Origin of the sequence: Phyllobacterium sp. SYP-B3895 (genome assembly GCF_009647635.1) — a bacterium.
Taxonomy (GTDB): Bacteria; Pseudomonadota; Alphaproteobacteria; order Rhizobiales; family Rhizobiaceae; genus Phyllobacterium; species Phyllobacterium pellucidum.
Genome location: NZ_WJIG01000004.1, coordinates 22,420 through 42,174, shown reverse-complemented (window position 1 = coordinate 42,174; position 19,755 = coordinate 22,420). Strand labels below are relative to the sequence as shown.

17 protein-coding genes and 2 pseudogenes are annotated in these 19,755 nt (G+C 55.8%); 10 read left to right on the top strand and 9 right to left on the bottom strand.

What is annotated here, in order from left to right:
- Nucleotides 1-2: 2 nt before the first annotated feature.
- Nucleotides 3-686 (bottom strand): methyltransferase dimerization domain-containing protein, encoded by a 684-nt coding sequence (locus GF108_RS17835; protein WP_370462221.1) that lies wholly within the window; start codon nt 684-686, stop codon nt 3-5.
- A gap of 435 nt (nt 687-1,121) precedes the next feature.
- Between GF108_RS17835 and GF108_RS17830 the strand changes: the two genes are divergently transcribed.
- Nucleotides 1,122-1,331 (top strand): cold-shock protein, encoded by a 210-nt coding sequence (locus GF108_RS17830; protein WP_153669603.1) that lies wholly within the window; start codon nt 1,122-1,124, stop codon nt 1,329-1,331.
- 2,240 nt (nt 1,332-3,571) lie between these two features.
- On the opposite strand, the gene GF108_RS17820 is transcribed toward GF108_RS17830, so the two are convergent.
- The gene (locus GF108_RS17820; protein ID WP_153669600.1) at nt 3,572-3,949 is read right to left on the bottom strand and encodes a hypothetical protein; all 378 of its coding nucleotides are present in this window, start codon (nt 3,947-3,949) and stop codon (nt 3,572-3,574) included.
- Between the two features lie 535 nt (nt 3,950-4,484).
- Nucleotides 4,485-5,567, bottom strand: coding sequence for a helix-turn-helix domain-containing GNAT family N-acetyltransferase (locus tag GF108_RS17815; RefSeq protein ID WP_153669598.1), 1,083 nt, complete (start codon nt 5,565-5,567; stop codon nt 4,485-4,487).
- A 309-nt stretch (nt 5,568-5,876) separates the two neighbouring features.
- Here GF108_RS17815 and alaE point away from each other — a divergent pair, with 309 nt between their 5' ends.
- From alaE to arr, 7 genes and pseudogenes are all read left to right on the top strand, one after another.
- Complete coding sequence (gene alaE, locus GF108_RS17810; protein WP_172982670.1) at nt 5,877-6,335, top strand: L-alanine exporter AlaE; 459 nt, start codon at nt 5,877-5,879, stop codon at nt 6,333-6,335.
- Between the two features lie 761 nt (nt 6,336-7,096).
- Nucleotides 7,097-8,365 carry an adenylate/guanylate cyclase domain-containing protein gene (locus tag GF108_RS17805; protein ID WP_370462220.1) on the top strand — a complete coding sequence of 423 codons (1,269 nt, stop codon included), beginning with the start codon at nt 7,097-7,099 and terminating at the stop codon, nt 8,363-8,365.
- 27 nt (nt 8,366-8,392) lie between these two features.
- Nucleotides 8,393-8,516, top strand: a pseudogene (locus GF108_RS22520) (nuclear transport factor 2 family protein); the annotation flags it as partial.
- Nucleotides 8,517-8,786: 270 nt separating this feature from the next.
- Entirely contained in the window at nt 8,787-9,290 is a 504-nt protein-coding gene (locus tag GF108_RS17795; RefSeq protein WP_153669594.1) for a (2Fe-2S)-binding protein, read from the top strand.
- A complete protein-coding gene (locus GF108_RS17790) occupies nt 9,287-10,306 on the top strand; it encodes a xanthine dehydrogenase family protein subunit M (protein ID WP_153669593.1) in 1,020 nt (339 codons plus the stop codon). Before GF108_RS17795 ends, GF108_RS17790 begins: the two co-directional genes overlap by 4 nt.
- A 7-nt stretch (nt 10,307-10,313) precedes the next feature.
- Nucleotides 10,314-12,509, top strand: a complete 2,196-nt coding sequence (locus GF108_RS17785; protein WP_153669591.1) for a xanthine dehydrogenase family protein molybdopterin-binding subunit — start codon at nt 10,314-10,316, stop codon at nt 12,507-12,509.
- Nucleotides 12,506-12,928, top strand: a complete 423-nt coding sequence (arr, locus tag GF108_RS17780; protein WP_113281215.1) for an NAD(+)--rifampin ADP-ribosyltransferase — start codon at nt 12,506-12,508, stop codon at nt 12,926-12,928. The genes GF108_RS17785 and arr overlap by 4 nt, the downstream gene beginning before the upstream one ends.
- A 315-nt stretch (nt 12,929-13,243) precedes the next feature.
- Here the strand turns inward: arr and GF108_RS17775 are convergent.
- The 6 genes and pseudogenes from GF108_RS17775 to GF108_RS17750 form a co-directional block, all read right to left on the bottom strand.
- Nucleotides 13,244-13,719, bottom strand: a pseudogene (locus GF108_RS17775) (Hsp20 family protein).
- 146 nt (nt 13,720-13,865) lie between these two features.
- The gene (locus GF108_RS17770; protein WP_153669589.1) at nt 13,866-14,054 is read right to left on the bottom strand and encodes a hypothetical protein; all 189 of its coding nucleotides are present in this window, start codon (nt 14,052-14,054) and stop codon (nt 13,866-13,868) included.
- Nucleotides 14,055-14,145: 91 nt separating this feature from the next.
- Nucleotides 14,146-14,325 carry a DUF3606 domain-containing protein gene (locus tag GF108_RS17765; protein ID WP_153669587.1) on the bottom strand — a complete coding sequence of 60 codons (180 nt, stop codon included), beginning with the start codon at nt 14,323-14,325 and terminating at the stop codon, nt 14,146-14,148.
- A gap of 141 nt (nt 14,326-14,466) precedes the next feature.
- Entirely contained in the window at nt 14,467-14,994 is a 528-nt protein-coding gene (locus tag GF108_RS17760) for a DUF4142 domain-containing protein (protein ID WP_153669585.1), read from the bottom strand.
- A 404-nt stretch (nt 14,995-15,398) separates the two neighbouring features.
- Nucleotides 15,399-15,587, bottom strand: a complete 189-nt coding sequence (locus GF108_RS22515) for a hypothetical protein (RefSeq protein WP_027232346.1) — start codon at nt 15,585-15,587, stop codon at nt 15,399-15,401.
- A 238-nt stretch (nt 15,588-15,825) separates the two neighbouring features.
- Nucleotides 15,826-16,170: a GrlR family regulatory protein gene (locus tag GF108_RS17750; protein WP_153669583.1), complete on the bottom strand. Its 345-nt coding sequence runs from the start codon at nt 16,168-16,170 to the stop codon at nt 15,826-15,828.
- 1,082 nt (nt 16,171-17,252) lie between these two features.
- On the opposite strand from GF108_RS17750, the gene GF108_RS17745 reads away from it, so the two are divergent.
- Both GF108_RS17745 and GF108_RS17740 read left to right on the top strand, forming a co-directional pair.
- A complete protein-coding gene (locus GF108_RS17745; RefSeq protein ID WP_153669581.1) occupies nt 17,253-17,528 on the top strand; it encodes a hypothetical protein in 276 nt (91 codons plus the stop codon).
- Complete coding sequence (locus GF108_RS17740) at nt 17,525-19,753, top strand: hypothetical protein (protein WP_153669579.1); 2,229 nt, start codon at nt 17,525-17,527, stop codon at nt 19,751-19,753. Before GF108_RS17745 ends, GF108_RS17740 begins: the two co-directional genes overlap by 4 nt.
- Nucleotides 19,754-19,755: the final 2 nt, after the last annotated feature.

Below are 19,755 nucleotides of genomic sequence, written 5' to 3'. Positions count from 1 at the left end.
CTTCAAAGAAATTTCCTCCTTGAAACCGCCCGGTCCTTCACCCCGCGGTCAGCGATAAATTCTTCGAAGACGGGCCTTGCCGCGGGAAGGTCGAAACCGATGCCGCTGAGGTGCGGATGGGCGTGGGAAAGAATAGCGGGTACCATACCCTGAGCTGCCCCCAGATCCATGAAGGTTTTGTAATTATTCCATGGGAACTTGGCGGCAATGGCGTGCGCGGCCCCCGCGCTTATGCCGCTCATCGCGCTCAGGAATCCCCGCAATCGTTCCGGTTCGGCATAAATGGCCGCAAAGAAGTTTTCTCCTCCGCCCTTCGCCTCGTTCTGCAATTCACCGGTGCGCAAGGCTTCTGTGAGCGATCCCCAAAAGCCATAGAGCCGGGCATTTGCCATCTCCAGGATACCGCCGATATAGGATGGCTTGGCCCGATCGAGAAACAGATCCGTGTCTGCGGTGTTGCGGTAGATGCCGTTCTCGCGCTCCAGCAATTTGAGTGCCACCAGCGCATCGAGAAAGTCTCGGGCTGAACGCTGATGCAGCGAAAGCTTTCTTTGGAGCGTCGCCAGGTCCGCCGGCGCATTTGTCAAAGTACTGAATAGGCCCAGTTCGACAGCACTCAAAAGCGTCTTGGATGCCCAAAAGCCCATACCAATTTGCATGATATGTTCCGGCGTTGCTGTGCTCATAATTTGATCTCCAAATCTTGCGTGTTTGCGTCACGTTAATTCGAGCGTGTGATGTTACTCCAGTTCCCGTACGTCACCAGACTGAAACAAGAAAATGCAGGGCCGCAGCCTCCTATATCGGCCAATCGAAAAGCAGATTCAGGCCAACAGGGGCTATCTTGCGCCTGACCCGTCCCTCGATCTTCCCACGGACCCTTTTATCCGCAGGCTAGCTCCCGATACGCAACGCACCCCAAAAGCGAGATCAGTTGATGGTATCAACAAAATCGAAGGTGTCGAACAGAAAATCGATTTCGGAGGAGCCCGCAGCTTGGGTGTTTTCGATGTTCAGAATTAGTCGCCCGCCGGCATGGATACCCAAGTCGTCACTAATGCTACGGCTTGATCCTTACTGTTACCCTCGTTACGGTGTCGTTTCAACGGAGGGGATGCCACATGGCTACTGGTACAGTTAAATGGTTTAATTCGCAGAAGGGCTTCGGCTTCATTCAGCCTGATAGCGGGGGCACAGACGTGTTCGTGCATGTTTCGGCGGTCGAGCGCGCCGGGCTGCGCGAACTCAACGATGGGCAGAAAATAAGCTACGAAATCGTTCAAGACAAAAGGTCCGGTAAGATGTCCGCCGATCAATTGCGTGCAATCTAACTGGCTAAATCCAAGCCGAGTATGAGCCTTCCTGTGGAGGCACTAATCGTCGCGATTTCCGTCGTTTCTTCCTGAAAGAAAGGAGGAGATCAGTCGAAATGTGAAGCCGCGCAGGCGGCCACCGCTTATGACCCGGCCCTTGCCCGATGTAATTTGCTTTTCGTACTGCACCGACACCCCACGAGCGGAGAATTTCCGCCGCAACGACCTGACCTGATTTTTAAACTCAGACATCTGTGTATCCGGAGGCAGTGCAGCAGGGCACGTGGTGACGGCTAAGATGAACCGCTCCCTTCGCGGATTGAATGATGCACCACAATTCCAGCAATGTTATGGAGCCCGTGTTCACAAATCCACATTAGACCCGGTGGCGATCCTATACAAATAGGCCATGCCACTATGCGGTCGGCGTTGTCTGCACGGCGCTGACCGCGGGCACGAACATCTATACCGGTTGCGGTGCGACTGGCTTCGCTATCGGTCCGAACTATTCATCGCAAATTCGCTGCAATTGCCGTTGGATAAAATCATTAGCCATCGGCTGTTCGTTTTCGGCTTGCCATCTGATCGCCTAACCTGGGATAGCGCGTGTGCAGTCAAGCCTGCTCCCACCCTTCGCTGTCAACTCGTCTACGAGCGAGGTCTTCGGCGACCATAAGCGCCATAGAAACATATTGGACCAGTGTTCACAGCGGCGTTTTCCAAGTTGGGCGCAGAGTGGATAAGTAACTAATCGACCAGCATCCAAACCCGGTCTAGTCTATCCGGATAATTTGGCCATTTGAGAGTTCGAAGACGCCGCTGCGACCTCTTTGAGCAACAAATTCAGCTTCAACATCGCGCCAGCGACCCATGTATGCGCCGCAATCGCTGCAAAAGACTGGTCCGTCACCTGCGTCGATTTTGGGAAGGCTCATGTAGATCGTTTGGCATTCCTCGCACTCTAATTTCCCGTCGAGTCTTCGGCTCATCATACACCCCCAAGTAGGTGGCGCGAGAACTAGCCCTTGCTAGTCTGTTCAACCAAATTATATGACTCCAAATTGCCCCAATTGAAATATTTTTTTGGTGCTGACTGTTTTGTCTGAACCGCCGAAAGATCGCGCTTCGTCATTGCCTTTCGTAATTGTGTCCCTACGGATAAGAATTGATCACGATGCATCGCGAGTTGGGGTGGTGTCAGCAACACCGATGATGGCAGCAAACACTTCATCTTCGGTCCATCCGGCCGCACAGCCTCACCGAAAAGTTCGAGCAACTATCTTCGATCGCCCTCTGACAGTCGCTTAATCGGTCCTTGTGGCCGGATGGTCTCCGTGGTCTTTCGATCGCCATATGAAGCACTCTCCATCATCGGCCACATTACGGCGTCCTTTCGCACGGTGCCGGGCCGGTATCGGCTCGCGGTTTTTAGGATACCATGCGTCTTGCTGCTTTCTAATGATGCTTCGGGTTGGAACCGGCCAACTTTGAACGCTCGGCTTCCGTACTTATCGGGAGCAAAAACCGCCACTGCGACTTGGAAGAGGCAGTAGCGGGTGTGGGAGCAGGTTTGGGTGGGGAGGCCCTATGCTGTGCTGGAAATTTAAGTGCAAATACGGTGGACGGCAATCGGGGTTTACCCTGAAGCCATCGGGGTCGTCTTTGCCCTATTAACGTAAGTTGCAAAAAAGCCCGGCGCGCATGGTGTTGTGAAGCTCCGAGCGCCGGGCGAAAGCGTTCTCGATGGAAACGCAGCGCAAAGTACATCGGCCATCGGCTCATAGAAACCTCATAAAAGATACTAGTCCTTTGCCGGAGCGGTGTTTCGGTCAAGGAGTCAAGCGCTGAGCAGCGGGGGCGCGCCATCGGTCAGAACGGGCTGTCGCCGCAAGCTGGTCAAAGCTTCCGTCACAAGTTCCTGGTGGTGAATATTCGTAATGTCCAGAATTCAATCTCCTTTGATGGAATGAATGGAGGTCGGCGCTTGGGAGCCCCGACCTCGGAGATAAGCGCCGGGTCAGCAATTCCGGTCCTTGCTTAGTCTCTTGTTGGTTTTTGTTGCCGCATGGCTGATCGGTGCACCCACGCGGCGACCCGGTTCGAGTCGCAGGTGCAGACCAGCCCACGCACAGTTAGACAGCGTCGGCCGCAGATACCTGGCTGCCATGCTCCCGCACGAGGGTCGCTAACGGCGTGTCCCATCAAACAGCTCCGCGAGAAGTTTGTGGCGGACAGCATTCAGCGAAGGGACGTACGTGTCACGCTTCGCTGAGACCTTGCGGTAGATAGGGGAGGGACGGGTCCGCCTCACGCACCACCTCGTAACGTTGCCCAGTTCGCCTGTAGTATTCCCGATAGAGTTCTAGAGCATGGACATAGCGCTTGTGTTCGGCAGCGCGGGCCTTGGCGTCGGCGGCTGCATTATCGGGTACACAGAAGTGGCGCTTTCTTAGCTTCAGGGTGGCTCGGTTCACTTGAGTGTGGTGAGTCTTGCCGCCGGGTTCTTCAAACAAGATCGTACCGGAATGGTAGCGAGGAGTCGGCATCCAATCTGAGTTCAGTCCATATGCTTCGCTCACGTAGATAATGTAGTCGCCTTTAGTCTTGCTGGTATGTAGTGGAGCAGATTTTGCCATTGGAGTCTCGGGGTTATCACTGTTGTTACGGGTACCGTTCAAGGTTGATGCGATACCGCTGCCGGCGCAACCGTATTGTGCCAGGTGCCAGAGAGGGATCAGTCTAAGATGCGATGGGCCTTAGCCCAGTAATCGTCTGGCCATAATCCTGGTTCTTCTGGGAACAGGATAAGTGCCCAAGCTCGTCGCAGTCCGATCGCAGAACTCGGAACGATGTTCCGCGTACGGCCAATGCCAACGACCAGAGCTCACTCTGCCGGACAAAGGCTCCGAAGCATTCCGGTTTCATAGCAGTACGGCGACGGTGCCGAGTACAAGCAGCCGCCACGATGTCGAAGTCTCGTCCGTACCGCCATCCTGTCATTTGCGTGAACCGGATATCCACAATAGTAGCAGCGACGATTTTGACGTTGAGCGGCTGAGCCCTTGCTCGTGAAATATGTCGCGTGTGCCCTGATCCCGCTGTCGCGTCAGAGGTTCATACGCTCTTCCAATGGGCCGCAGGTGCGGGAAACAACGCGCTGGCAGTCGTGTTCTAACGACCTTCCATCGTTTTCACGTAAAGTCGCTTTCCCGAACTTGGCGTGCGGGATAGGTGAAAACCACTCTTCTCAAAAAACCTGACCGAAAAGTCGGGGTGTGAGTCGGCTCTTGCCGACAGCGTTTTCACTCCGGAGGCACAGCCAGCAAGCGCTGCTTGAAGCAATTTTGTACCGACGCCGATTTTGCGGGAGGTGGGTTCGACACACAAATGCATGAGTTCGGCCGATCGCTTCCGGCTCCGAACGAACACCCAACCCACAATATCGCCGTCTCTTAAAGCGACCTTTACACAATCGCTCTGCTGGCCAGCGCCAGCTCCCATGTTCGCGAAATCTGCGATAAGCCGAGCCTCCGGGTGAGGAGATTTGGGAAAATCCCTGGCAAAGATAGTTGCATGCCGGTAAATCACCCAGCCTGCCTCGCCCTGTCGGATATCCCGGACAATCGTTGTGCCGTCGCCGGTGTATCCGTAGTTTCCAAGGAACGATGTTATTTCCTGCGTTGCTTCGAGCAGACGGCGTCGCCCTGTGGCGGATCGCTTACCGACCACGGCCTCCAGTGCTGCTTCCGCCTCGCGCTCAAGGTCGTCAAGAACGGTGCGCCCGCGGTCGGACAGCTGAATCAGCTGCGATTTGAGGTTCCATTTGTCTACCGTTTTATCGATAAGGCCAAGCGAGAGCATTCGTGAAAGAATGCGACTGATCTGCGCCTTATCCATGCCCAGGACGGACGCAAGCTGGGTAGCGGTTGTTGTCCCTGCAGCCGCGATTTGTGAAGCGACCTTATGCAGTGCAATTGTATGACCGCTCTTGGCATAACGCTCGTCCAGCAGTCCGAACTTTGCGATATAGAAGGAATTGAAACGGCGGAGTTCGATTGTTGATTGCATCAATAAATTTCCCATCGGCAGGTTATGACCGCAGATTATGATGATGCTATCAACAAAACGTTCATGGTGGTCAGCGTCGAGTACTCGGCCACCGACCGTCGGACGTATGTTGATCTTACTAATCTGCTGAACTCCAGCCACGAGACGAGCGACAGATACTGTGCATCCGGCTGTCCGGTGGTTCATTTCATTTTCCCCTAATCAGCCATAGAGCGGGACAGCCAGTCGACATAGCGCATCGAACCCACGCGTGATCCCGTAAGCGGCAGCAAGGTGTCGTCATTCAACTCAACGTCGTAGTAGCGCGCCGGGTCATCGGTAGTAACTATCCCTGTCCACCGGCACATTATGTGTCAGTAATGGTAAAATCAAAGGTCTCAAGCATTCGCGGCAACAATGAATTGGTTGTAGCGTGCTCACTAGTTGAGCAGCGTTTTATCGAACCGTACGGCTCAGTCCTATTGGGACAGGAGTTGGATGATATGGACGGCTAAAATGAGACAATTCTTTGCAGATACGTTTGCCCTTATTGTGTTCTCAACCGTAGCTGGGATAGCGGTCGAGTTCTTCATCGTTGGACTGACCCCATCACAGGTATTTCAGGCGCGGCTCGCTGCCATCCCCGTTATTGTTGTCACTGCCCGACCTTACGGGATTTATCGCGATTGGCTTTTCGCCCTGTTTGATGCGCCGACAGGTAACCCAGCTAAAAAGACGGCGGTCGACATCAGCGCATTCGTGACGTTTCAAGTTCCGATCTACTCCGCAACCCTGGCACTCGCCGGGGCGGCTATCATGCAAATTGTCACCGCTGTGGGGTCAGCCATTATCGTTTTGACGGCCTCGGGTCGCCCCTATGGGCTCTTTCTTGAGTGGAGCCGGAAACTGTTCGGCGTTTACAAGAGGCAGAGAGTTGCCGGAGCAGTTGTCATTGCTCGACATTTCTCGGAGTGACTTCCAACAAGGGTCCTTATCAAGTGTCAAAGAAGATCAAGGACACAAAAAGGATGCACGCGACACCTGCGTTAGCCGAAGGCGGTCGCCGAACAATGGGCTGGCGGGCATTCCGCCTGACCTCATCAAAAACGCTGCGGCACTGCATGCGCAATAACAACGCTTATTGACGTGGGGGATACGGCCACGGCGTCGAGCCGACGCGATCTTGAATGCCTACCAACAATAAACTGTGATTTTATGAACTTTCGATTAGCGGATACTCTGCCTGTGCACCACAAGAGCAAGGAGTTGAACGATGAGAACAATTCTCGTATTTGCCGCCGCTTGCGGGCTCACTGTGTCGGCCGCTTCGGCCGAGTGTATGGGACATTCCGCCTCCGTCGACAAAGAGATCACAACGGCAAGTGTTTCGAAAGACCAAACAAAGGACCAGACCACTATTCCAACTGATGCTAGATCAGTTAAAGAGGAACATCCGCAATTTTAAGGTGAATAGCTAACGCCCTTTAGAATAGAGCCCTTAAACTCGGTACTCAATAAGGATTTTTAATACCCGTGTAGTGGAATGAAGAACGAGGCTAAACGCACCTGACATCTCCCAAGCAGGGCGTCACGCGATTCAGACAGCAAAGTATACCGCGAATGCTGGGCCGAAACCACGCCGCTTCGTTCTATCGCGCAACCCTTGCTAATGCCACCTCGAGACCGACTGCTTAAGGTAGGAGGACTTCCCTCATGAGCCCCTAGCGTGGTCGTTGGTGAAAAAGCCCGAGATCAGCTGTATTCCCTGCCCGGTCTTCTTATCGGTTAAGGCAATGTACCTGTTTCAAGCACTCAGCTACGGCACCGCACCTTATCCAAAGAAGGTAGCAGGACAACTTCAGGTTTTGAACTTCGCGTGCTGGAGCATTGCCCCGATGTGGCTGGGGTTCGCTCTTTATTACTTCAATGACCCAAAGCTTTCGGCCGTTGTCCACATTGATTTCACGATGGCCGCGATCGTGGCAGGGATACCGCTGCTGCATCGATTTGGTTCTCTCGCAGCGCCAGTTGCGTTCTACGCAGTCAGCTATCCGGCCACTTTCGTCGTGTGTTATTTGCTCGGCACCGACAGCGGTATGCAGATTCACTACCTCGGGTTTGCCGCCTGCGCAGCCCTTATCTTCGGGATCACGCCAATTCTTCCGTCGCTCGTGCTCGCTATCATCGCCCTTGCATTCATCGTCGCTCTAGAGATTTTTGCTCCCAATGATGGCGGCAGGTTGAGTGAGGTTGCAATGCTAGCAAGCTTCGTCGCTTGCGTTCTGGGGACCGGAGCCGTTATGTTCTCTGTCGTGTTTTATGCTATATCTCAGGCGGCACGCTCGGAGGCGGCGGCGGAGTTTGAGTATAAACGATCCGAACTCTTGCTTCAGAATATTTTGCCTTCTGCCATTGCGGATCGGCTCAAAGCTCGAGCATCCAAGACAATTGCCGACCGATATGACCACGTTTCGATTCTATTTGCTGATATGGCGGGGTTCACCGAAGGGGCAGGCCAAGTTTCGGCCATGGAGCTCGTCAGTTTTCTCAATGATGTGTTTACGGAATTCGATGGGCTGGTAGAGCTTCACAATCTTGAGAAGATCAAGACCACGGGTGACAACTATATGGTGGTAAGCGGTTTACCTGTTTCGCGGTCCGACCATGCGGCCGCAATTGTTCAACTTGGGATCGAAATGCTCGAGGCTACTTCCAGGATGCGCGACGCACATGGACGACCGGTATCGATCCGCGTTGGAATCTCCACCGGACCCGTTGTCGCAGGCGTCGTAGGAATGAAGAAGTTCTTCTACGACGTTTGGGGCGATGCCGTTAACGTCGCGTCGCGCATGGAATCGACGGGTCTCCCCGGCAGGATACAAGTGTGTCCCAAGACGTATCGCTGCGTGGAGGGTCTTTTTGACTTTGAAGAACGGGGGCCAATAGAAATCAAAGGCAAGGGCAAGATGTCGACATGGTTGATAAAGGGGCCGAGAGCCACTTAGAACTGGGCTCTGCACGCATTTTGTCATCACCGGGGGCACGCGGGACTGGCAGATTTGCTGGATACGGCCTTCAGGTCGATGGGAACCTCCACGGAACCCCGGGAATTTGTCGCACAAAGACCGGACACTTGTCGTCGGCTTCGCCAGCGGAACAAAAGCAGGTGGTGTGAAAGACCGTACGCGGGCGCAAAGCGGCACAGGGCAGTTACCGTTGTTGTCCTTGAGCGGAAACTCACCCTCAACTTTGTACTATGCAAATTTCCTTCCGTTGCCAGCTATGTGAAACCGTATGTCAATTCACTCTGTTCTCATCGCCCTTGGCCAGAGCCTGCTTGTGTGGATCGAACTTGTCACGGGGTTAGTCCGCGCCTAGTGTTTGCAAAGGAAGCGAACATTAAGGGCATGGGGCTTCGGTGACATCATGGATCCCGCACCAAACACAGCACATCATGTGGCCTACACCATCAACGGCGTCATAAGGGTGGCTACTATCGAGCCGTGGGTGACGCTGCTTGATCTGCTACGGGAGGAGTTTGATCTTACGGGCACCAAGAAGGGGTGCGATCATGGCCAATGTGGTGCGTGTACCGTGCTCATTAACGGTATTCGGATCAACAGTTGCCTGGTGCTCGCCGTTAGCCGCAGCGGCTCCGTAGTGACAACAATCGAAGGCATTGGAACTCCCGACCAGCTTCATCCCCTGCAGGCGGCGTTCGTGAAACATGACGCTCTCCAATGCGGATACTGTACACCCGGGCAAATATGCTCGGCCATCGGATTGATTTCGGAAGGTATCGCGAAGACGCGGGACGAGATACGCGAAGGCATGAGTGGTAATCTCTGTCGCTGTGGTGCCTATATCGGGATCGTGGACGCGATCGAAGAAGTCGTGGCAGCGGCACCCGACGCGAACTCTTTGCCATGAAGCAGTTCACATATGTCCGAGCCGTGTCGATCGATCAGGCGATCGAAAGTCTCTCCGTCCATGCAGACGCAAAACTGTTGGCCGGAGGCACCAACCTCATTGATTTGATGAAGTACGACGTATCGACCCCGACGACCATTATCGACATCAACGACTTGCCGCTCCGTGAGATAAATGAAACCGCCGATGGGGGATTGCGCGTTGGCGCGCTCGTGACAAACTCCGAGGTTGCCATTCACCCGTTTATCGCGCGACATTATCCTTTACTAGCCAGCGCCATCTTCGCCGGCGCGTCGGCCCAGTTGCGCAACGCGGCCACGGTCGGGGGCAACCTCATGCAGAGAACGCGTTGCCCGTATTTTTATGACGTGCTGACTCCTTGCAACAAACGGGCGCCGGGTAGCGGATGTCCGGCTCGGACAGGGCTAAACCGCAACCATGCCATACTTGGCGCGAGCCAACTTTGCGTGGCCACCCACCCGTCCGACATGTGCGTTGCCCTCGCAGCAATCGGAGCGACAATAATCGTTCAAGGCCCCAATGGAGTGCGCTCTATTCCCTTGGCTGACTTTCACCGACTGCCAGGCGACTCGCCTGAGAAAGACACGACGCTGCTCGATGACGAAGTCATTCTTGAAATCTTGTTACCGCCGGTGCTTGAGCATCATCGATACAGCTATTTGAAGATCCGCGATCGCCTGTCTTACGCCTTTGCCATCGTCTCGGCCGCGGTGTTGCTAACGATCAACGACGAAGCCGCGGTTTCGTTGGCCCACATCGCCTTGGGCGGCGTCGCGCACAAACCGTGGCGGAACACGGCGGCGGAAGCGCTGTTGATCGGCCGGCCTGCGTCTCGTGTGAACTTCGACCAGTTCGCATCGATGCTGCTATCAGGCTCCGTTGCATTGTCTGAGAACGACTTCAAGATAGACCTTGCCCATCGGACGGTCGTTCGAGCGCTTGAACAGGCCGCATCACGAACGCCTCAGTCGCAGTTCGACAAGCGTTTCCATTGAGGTATAGATGGATCAAGAGCAGACGGTCACGGGCAAGAGCATTCTCCGAGTTGACGGACCACAGAAGGTTCGGGGCGAGGCCAAATATGCTGCCGAATACAATATTCCCGATCTCCTGCATGCGTACGTCGTGACGGCGTCGATCGCGAAAGGTCGAATACTGTCGATCGATCTCGCTGCAGCCAGACGTTTTCCGGGCGTGGTCGAGGTTCTGTCCCACAAAAATCGCCCATGGTTCTGGCCAGTCTCATTTCTTTATAAGGATGCAGCGGGTCCGCCGGGAAAGCCATTCGTGCCGTTATACGATGACCGCGTGTATTTCAGCGGTCAACCCGTCGCGCTGGTGATCGCTGAAAATTACGAAGCTGCGCGTGATGCGGCCGCTTTGGTAAACGTGACGTACAAAGCCGAGCAGCACACCACCGACCTCGCTGCATCAACGGCGTTCAAACCGCGGAAACGCCGGATCGGCGTCGCCCCTGTCCCCCATCCGACAGGAGACGCCGATCTGGCGTTCGCAGTTGCTCCCCTGAAAATCGAATCGACCTACACCACCTCTCCGGAAAACCATCATCCCATGGAATTGTTTGCAACGACGGTGAAGTGGGGCAAGATCGTCACTGTTTACGACAAGACGCAAAGCCCAAAGAGCGTAGAGCTCTTCCTCAAGGTCGCGTTTCGCTTGATCGGACGCAAAGTGCGAGTTGTCAGCAGCTATGTCGGCGGTGCGTTTGGTCTTGGTCTACGTCCACAGCAATCGGTCTTTCTGGCGGTGATGGCGGCGAAGGCGCTCGAACGCTCTGTCCGACTGGTTCTGCCACGCGACCACATGTTTGCGCTCGGATACCGCGCCAACGCCGTCCAAACCGTATCCCTTGCGGCCGACGAGCAAGGCCGTTTGCAGGCGGTCAGGCATCGAGCCGTGGCCGCCACCTCGCAATTTGAGGATGCCCAGGATCCGATGCTACTATTCTCTGCAAGCCTTTATCGGTGCAACAACATCAAGCTTACCTACGAACTGGCAAAACTCGACACTGTTTCGCCTTGTGACATGCGCGCTCCTGGTGCGGCGACCGGAATGTTTGCGCTGGAATCCGCGATGGACGAACTGGCTTACGCCCTCGATATGGATCCTCTGGCTCTGCGCCTCACAAACTACACGGAGCGGGACCAGAGCGAAAATCGACCCTTTAGCAGCAAGGCACTACGCGAATGCTATACTCTGGGAAGCGAGCGCTTTGGCTGGCACAAGCGCAGTCGCGCACCGCGGTCGATGCGCGAGGACAAAGAACTGATCGGTTGGGGCATGGCTACAGGAGCTTGGGAGGCCGCAATGTCACCCGCGCCCGCGCGGGCAAAAGTTATGGTCAGGAGCGACGGGAAGTTCGAGGTGACATCATCCATCACCGACATCGGCACCGGTACCTACACGATCCTAAGTCAAATCGCAGCGGACACGCTTGAAACGACGATGGACCGCGTTGTGATACGGCTTGGAGATTCAGCCTTGCCCTTTAATCCAATTCAGGGCGGCTCATGGACGGCAGCAACGTCTGGCGCTGCCGTCCAGTCCGCTTGTCGCAAGCTCAAGTCGACGATCAGGTCGCGGGCGAAGCATACAGGCGTTCTGGGGCGCGGGCAGGGTGCCGAACTACTTTCTGCATCCGCTCTCATCGATTTGTTGAAACTGCAGCGCGGCCGCAAACTGAGCGCAACCGCCACGATGTTCAGCTTCCCGTTTGGCAAAAAGTTCTCCAGCGCCACCCATGCGGCAGTGTTCGCCGAGGTCCGGGTCGACGAGGAGCTATCAGTGGTGCGTGTCACCCGCATCGTATGTGCCGTAGCCGCCGGACGCATTCTTAATCCCAACACTGCCCGCAGCCAGATCATCGGCGCAACTGTCATGGGGATTGGGAAGGCGTTGCACGAGGACGCCGCCTACGATCACAACCTCGGACGCTGCATGGCACACGGTTTCGCAGACTATCACATCCCTACCAATGCCGACGTTTATGAGATAGACGTCGTGTTCGTCGACGAGACGGATGCCGAGGTTAGCCCACTGGGCGTGAAGGGCGTCGGCGAAATCGGGGTCGTCGCCGTGGCACCTGCCATCGCGAACGCAATCTTCCATGCGACAGGAGAAAGGATGCGACACCTTCCGATTACCATCGATCGTCTGGCACGCGCCGGATCACGATGACCGAAGCGCTGGATGAGGGTCCCTTCTTTCACGGCACAATTGCGGATTTGCGCGTTGGTGATTTGCTCACCGCAGGATACCGGTCGAACTATCGACCTGAAGTGGTGATGAACCATATCTACTTCACTGCCATTGTGGACGGTGCCGGACTTGCCGCTGAGATCGCAGCTGAACTCAGCAATGGCGGCGCAGTCCCGCGTGTTTACGTCGTAGAACCGACCGGGACATTCGAGAACGACCCGAACGTGACCGACAAGAAATTTCCCGGCAACCCCACACGGTCGTATCGCAGCAGCGCACCGCTCAAGGTCATCGACGAAATCACGCATTGGACCAGATTGACGCCCGAAGCACTACGGTTATGGAAAGAACGACTGACCACACTGCGCTCAGACGAACGAGGCGAAATCATCAACTGATCCGAGGGACACGCATCGTGTGCTCATCAAACGATCGGATCGATGCCGAGTTAATGAACGGGAGTTCGGCGATACCATGCGCGATCTCAGTGCACGGCCAATGTCCTTTGGCATTGATACCGACGATCGCAGAAATCAATTCGGGTCGCTCAGTCCAAAAATCTTGATAAGGTTTTGGCTCAGACTTGGAAACTCTACCATTCCAGTGAGCGAGGCCCCTCCATGCCAAAGCCTTGCCGTAATGCTCATGTCCCCAACTGGATTAATCGCGGTTCGCCCCCACCCCGCCGGTTGGTGAGGTGGAGGCAGCCACTCCTAGGCAGCCCGATTGTCGCTGACCCGGTTGGAACTATCGCCGGCTATCGTATTGGCGGATCCGCTGATCGCGATCCGACGCGGCTTCATTTCCTCGGGGATCTCTTTTTTGAGATCGATGATCAGCAGACCATTGTCGACACGCGCATCGGTAACGCTCACATGGTCCGCAAGCTCGAAGCGGTGGGCGAAGGGCCTTAGCGCCAGACCATAGTGAAGATACTGCAGCTCTTCATCAACGGACTTGTCACCCTTGACCACTAGCAAATTTGGCTCATGGGTGATGGCGAGGTCATCTTGCCTGAAGCCGGCCACAGCAATCACGATGCGATATTTGTCTCCCCAAGCTTGACGATGTCATACGGGGGCCATCTGTCCGAGCCTTGCGGTTGAGTGGAGTTTTCGAGCAGATTGAAAATGCGGTCAAAGCCGACGCTCGACCGGTAGAACGGGGAAAAATCGACGTTGCTTCTCATAGCTAGGTCCTCCTTTGAGCAACATAGAAATGAGGCGCGCCAAGAAGCTTGGCGCTCCCTGACGTCGGTCCACTGACGTGCAACCGACCGCGAAAAAATTTGGTAATGGAAGGAAACGCTGTCAAGATTTTCGGTGCAAAAAATTGCTAATCGTCCGAGCGATAAAGCTTCCTGGTTGCTTCTTTTGAGGCCTGCTTTTCTTGCGCGGTAAGGCGCCGGCGCTTCATCATTCCCAAAGCAAGGATTGCGCCGAGGACGATCGGGCCGCCAAACACCACCGCAAACCAAAGGTACTCCATTTTACCGTCCTTCAGTAGCAAGATGACGATGACCACTTTTGGGTGGGCCGATCTCGGGAATGGAGGAGAGAAGGGCGGCGATCAAGACTGGAAGCGTCGTCCACAACAGATCATAGGCGGCCATGGGTCAGCGGCCTCCAAGTTCGCTCTCGATCTTCTTGCGACTGCCGCCGTGCTTCTTGATCAGCTCAAGCGCTCGGTCTCTGCTGATGTCATGTTTCGTCATGAGGTAGTTCACCTCGTAGTCCTCGCTTGCCGATACTGTGGCGCGGTCTCGATTGTCCTGCTTGAATTTGTCATCTGACATTTGGGTTTCTCCCCGGCTGTTGCTGTTGTTTCTCAACAGCCGCAAAGGATTTAGGTTCCCTGTCGCCTTAAGTGGGGATCGGCCACTAACCCGATTGCGCCGCTCATGGCGACCAGCGCTTTCCTGGGTTCCAGTTGTTGCTTACTTATCGAGATCCTGGGCCATCATCAGATGATGTTCCAAGGCCGGCTCTGTCGTAGCGGCCCACGCCTTAAGGTCGGGATTATCGCCGCCTTCGCCGTAGCGCTTGAATAGGTCAACTGCGTCTTTATGCGCCGAAACCTGATCGGAGTGATACTGCTTGGTGAAATCCTCACCTTGCAGACCGTTGAGCTTATCAAGCGTGCTTTTCTGCGCTGATGTGATGGCCGTCGGAATTGAGGCCTTGACCTTCCCGCTGTCAACCAACTGCTTCAGCTCCGCCGACGTCTTCTGATGGTCCGCAATCATCTGCTTGGCGAAAACCTTGGTGGGATCGTCAGCCCGTTCCGCGGCGAGCTTACTCGACTCGATTTCAAACATGTCGCTGGTGGCAGCTTCCGTAACGAAATCTTCCGTTGTGGGGGCCACGCCGATCAGAGAGTTGACGCCGGTCTTTTCAGCCGCGGTCTGGGCAAACGTCGACGTTGAAATCATCAATAGAGCTACAGTCATTACAAGCTTGTTCATCTGGGTTCTCCTTTGCACTGAGCGAACAACGCGGGGTAGAGAACACTGTTCCAAGAGCGCAAGCCGATGCTAGCGCGCTCGATTAGACAATTCTCTTCGCCGTCGTTGTCACAATAATGCTGGGCGTCTTCCTGATCGGATGCGGTCGATTACCAGGTTAGCGACCGATCCTTACCGGCAGGGTGTGTACCATCGAAGCGAGACTCAAAAATCAGTGCTATTCAGGTGGCGGGATTCACACCATGCCCAGCAACAAGTGACTTTGCCGGCCAAAGACTGTCCAAAATAGTGTTCAGGTACGGATGAGTACACGTGACTTTTCGACTGTCGTTTGCATATCGGCGGTTCAGTCCAATGCGCGATGGTAATCGTATTATCGGAGAGTTCGTCCAAGTCACGTCAGCTTAGAGCCGCTGTTTTGTACCCGCGCTAGTCCCGTCGGAGCTTTTAGAACGTTCCTCAAAACGGTCCGCGCCCTTGGCTAGGTCTGAACCTTTCTGGGCTTCCACCTTCTTTTCATCTTCTGCCGCGCTCTTCCTCAAACCTCGCGCAGCCTTCCTCCCTTTTTCCGTAGGGGCTTGCTCGATACCCATTGCACGTCCTCCGTTTCTCTCCACGCTCAACGAACAGGCTCCAAGTTCGTTCCGTGACCTCCCGGTGCCAAAAATGAGGACTAGCCACGATGTGACAACAAGCCCCACTGCCGCAAAGGTATAGAATAGCCAGCGGCCTGAAACCATCTCGGCAGTAATATTTATCGTTTGTGCCAGCGTTGATGGAATGCCAATGGAGAAAGCGGCCAAGCAGATACTTACGGCTATGCCGGTAACTTCACTCGTGCAAAAAGTTCAGCTTAATCTCTATGTCGTTGCCGAGAGAATTCTGAGATTTGCCGCTCAGAGAAATGTGATCGCCCCTAATCTCGCCCACCAGTTCAAGCCCGTTTTCATCGCCTCCAAATACGGATGCAATGGTTTCAGAGGTCATTCCTTTAAATGGGCGGGCCTTAACTTGGGCCGTAATGAAATTTCCAGAAAGCGAGTAGGTCCCAAAGTAATAAATCAAAGTGTCTCCACCGTACACGCGACCGTCTCTAAGAACCACCAAGCCAATTCCCTGCATTGAGTGTGTATCAAACTCGGCACGATAGATTCCCTCGCGAAAGTTGTTAGGCATTAGCGTTCCTCCAACGTTCAAATTGTAAAAACGATCTTACCACCGGTGAAGGTAAGTACTGGGAACCTTTCTAGATGGATCTGCGGAAGAGGGGCAACGATTGCGATGAGCAGCATACGTTGCAGCGACCGGCGCACAGTTGCACTGCCAAAGCCTGACAGTTCTATTGCAAAGAAGCTGGGTACCCGCAAAACCCCCTGGCGCGCCGATATTCGTAAAATCTAATTACCCGACAAATCGGCTATCACGGGAGGCAGTCCTTATGAAATGATGGCTGGCACAACGCGGGGCCTTGTTGCTGACGCCGCACTTGTGTTTGTTCTTCGACACCTGGCCCTTCAGGGTAACCACAGCGACAAACAAAACTGATCTCGTCTGGCCACATGTGCCCGCTGTGCAAATACGCGAGATGCGGATCGGATCCATCGCTACGGCGTGGACCGCAACATAAGACGTACGCGGACAATGGCGCCTTCCTTAACTTCGAAATCTATTCGCATTTAAACCGAAGCGTCTGTTTTATCAACGAACCGTACAATCGCCGGAGCCATTTCCCCCATTCGTCACGGATTGCACTTAACGTATTATCATGAAAATTAGGGAAAACGGTCGTTTGAAGCTGCCGATAATAGGAACCCGCATGACCTGCGTGACCATCATTTGCGACGTATGCCGCGTGAGATCCGACTTTGAGGCTGCCAATGGCTGGCATTCCCGCGCTGTCGCTGATGCGAGAGCTGCGGGTTGGAAGTGCGACGATTGGCTTATTCCAAATCGTAAAGACGTCTGCCCGTGGTGCGCTCAGACACCATCCGACGAGTTGAACTTAAATGCTGATGGGTGTGAACGGTATTAAATTAATATTGTTAGGCTGTTAGCTTGAATTTTATTCAACCGGCCGCCTGCATCAGGCGTGCCGCAAAATAGATATTCGCAAAGAAAGGCACGACGACCATTCGGCGCGATCTACTCAATAAAGCCTTTGAAGCTCGATTCTTTCTCAAGTTTTGCGATCCGGAAGACAGCGATTGCCACGGCATCGACATGAACAGGTGCCTCTAGGCGTTGGGAGCTTGCGGGGGATGAACCCCTTGCTTCTCGACGAGATCGCCGACTTCAGTGGCAATGTAAAAGGCGCCACGATAGTCTCTGACAAGATCGACCGCCTGGACCACTGCTATTTCGGTCTCGCCTTCAAGCTCAACAGTCTTGATATCGAGGTCAACGACAGCGAAGTCTATGGCACTTCCGCCTGGCTTATCCGAACAGATGAAGTGCTAAGCGTGGATATCCAGCGTATTCTCTATAACATGCTTCGTTCAGACTTGAACGTGGTCCGCTTAGGGAGGGCATTGTGAAAGGCGAGAATTTCGGCGAACTGGCTCGACTGTCTTTAGAGTACCAGCCCGTCGCTGAAGTGGATTCCACCTTGCTTGATCGCACAGCTGTGGTTCCACTTGCTAGCGGCCCCGCCGAGTTGCCCAATGGCGGGGATTGGTCTCGCGTCAACTGGCAAAAAAAAATCTCGCTTGGTGTGCTGATCATCGGTGCGACGATCACGGTTTCGACTGCGGCCGGGCTGTTCGAGCCAGCGAAGTTGGCAACCGAGGCCGCTTCCCAGCGCCACACCATTTTGATCGCAAAGTTCAAGAACGAACACACGGCGTCCACAGCTGAGATCGAAAAAGCGCGGCAGCAGGCGACCGCCGATCCGATGGAACTGGCGCAGGTGAGCGAAGCCGACCGCGCGCCGTCATCGAATGCGGCCGGGCTCGATCGCCAGTTGGCAGAGCTCGCGGCCGATATCGAGAAGCTGCGGCAGCAGGCGGGCGCTGACCGGACGCCGGCATCGGATGAAGCCGCGCTCGACCGCCAAAGGACCAAACTCGCGGCCGAACTCGAGAAGCTGCGGCAGCAGGCGGGCACTGGCCGGTCGTCGTCGTCGGATGCAACCCGGCTCGATCGCCAGCTGGCAGAGCTCACGGCCGAACTCGAAAAGCTGCGGCAGCAGGCGGGCGAAGACCGCCAACGGACCGAACTCGAAAAGCTGCGGCAGGAGGCGGGCCTAGACCGCCATCGGGCCGAACTCGCGGCCGATATCAAGAAGCTGCGGCAGGAGGCGGGTGCCGACCGGGCGCCGTCTTCAGATGCGGCCGGGCTCGATCGCCAGGTGGCAGAGCTCGCGGCCGAACTCGAGAAGCTGCGCCAGCAGGAGAGCGCTGACCGCACGGCCCTGGCGCAGTTGCGGACGCAGGTGAGCGAAGCAGTGCCGGCGCTGGATGCCGCGCTCGACCGCCAAAGGACCGAACTCGCGGCCGATATGGAGAAGCTGCGGCAGGAGGCGGGCGCTGACCGGACGGCCGTGGCGCAGTTGCGGACACAAGTGAGCGACGCAGCGCCGGCGCCGGACGCCGCGCTCGACCGCCAAAGGACCGAACTCGCGGCCGAGATGGAGAAGCTGCGGCAGCAGGCGAGCGCTGACCGCGCGGCCGTGGCGCAGTTGCGGACGCAGGTGAGCGAAGCAGCGCTGGCGCCGGATGCCGCGCTCGACCGCCAAAGGACCGAACTCGCGGCCGAGATCGAGAAGCTGCGGCAGCAGGCGAGCGCTGACCGGACGGCCGTGGCGCAGTTGCGGACGCAGGTGAGCGAAGCAGCGCCGTCACCGGATGCGGCCGTGCTCGACCGCCAAAGGACCGAACTCGCGGCCGAGATCGAGAAGCTGCGACAGCAGGCGAGCGCTGACCGGGCGGCCGTGGCGCAGTTGCGGACGCAGGTGAGCGAAGTAGTGCCGTCACCGGATACGGCCGCGCTCGACCGCCAAAGGACCCAATTCGCGGCCGAGATCGAGAAGCTGCGGCAGCAGGGGAGTGCTGACCGGGCGGCCGTGGCGCAGTTGCGGACGCAGGTGGGCGAAGCAGCGCCGGCGCCGGATGCCGCGCTCGACCGACAAAGGACCGAACTTGCGGCCGGAATCGAGAAGCTGCGACAGCAGGCGAGCGCTGACCGCGCGGCTGTAGCGCAGTTGCGGACGCAGGTGAGCGAAGCAGCGCCGTCACCGGATACGGCCGCGCTCGACCGCCAAAGGACCGAATTCTCGGCCGAGATCGAGAAGCTGCGCCAGCAGGCGGCGGACAATCATGCTGGCTTGGATCGCCTTGAAAAGCAGTTCGGTGAAGTACTTCATGCGCCACCGCGAGCGACCGACACGCCTCCGTCCATCCTTCAGCCTAAACAGGCGCCTCAGTATACAGGAACGATCGCCGCGTCGCCTGACGTCGTTATGCCCTTAGATACAGTCCCCCGAGTCATTCTGCGCTTTGCGAGCAACCTCGATTCCTCGCGGACACGAGCGGCGACTCTGGAGCGGAATCTCCGAGCCCAAGGTCTCGACGTCGTAAAATCCGGAAATACACTTGCAAGCTCTCGTGCAGACAAAGTGATGTACTTTTACAAAGAAGATCGACCGAGCGCAGAGCGTATAGCGGCTGGGCTAATAGAAGCAGCATTCGTCCAGCGCCCATTTGCCGACGATGGCTCACTCCCGCCCCCAGGAACTATCGAAGTGGCAATCGGAAGGAAATAGTA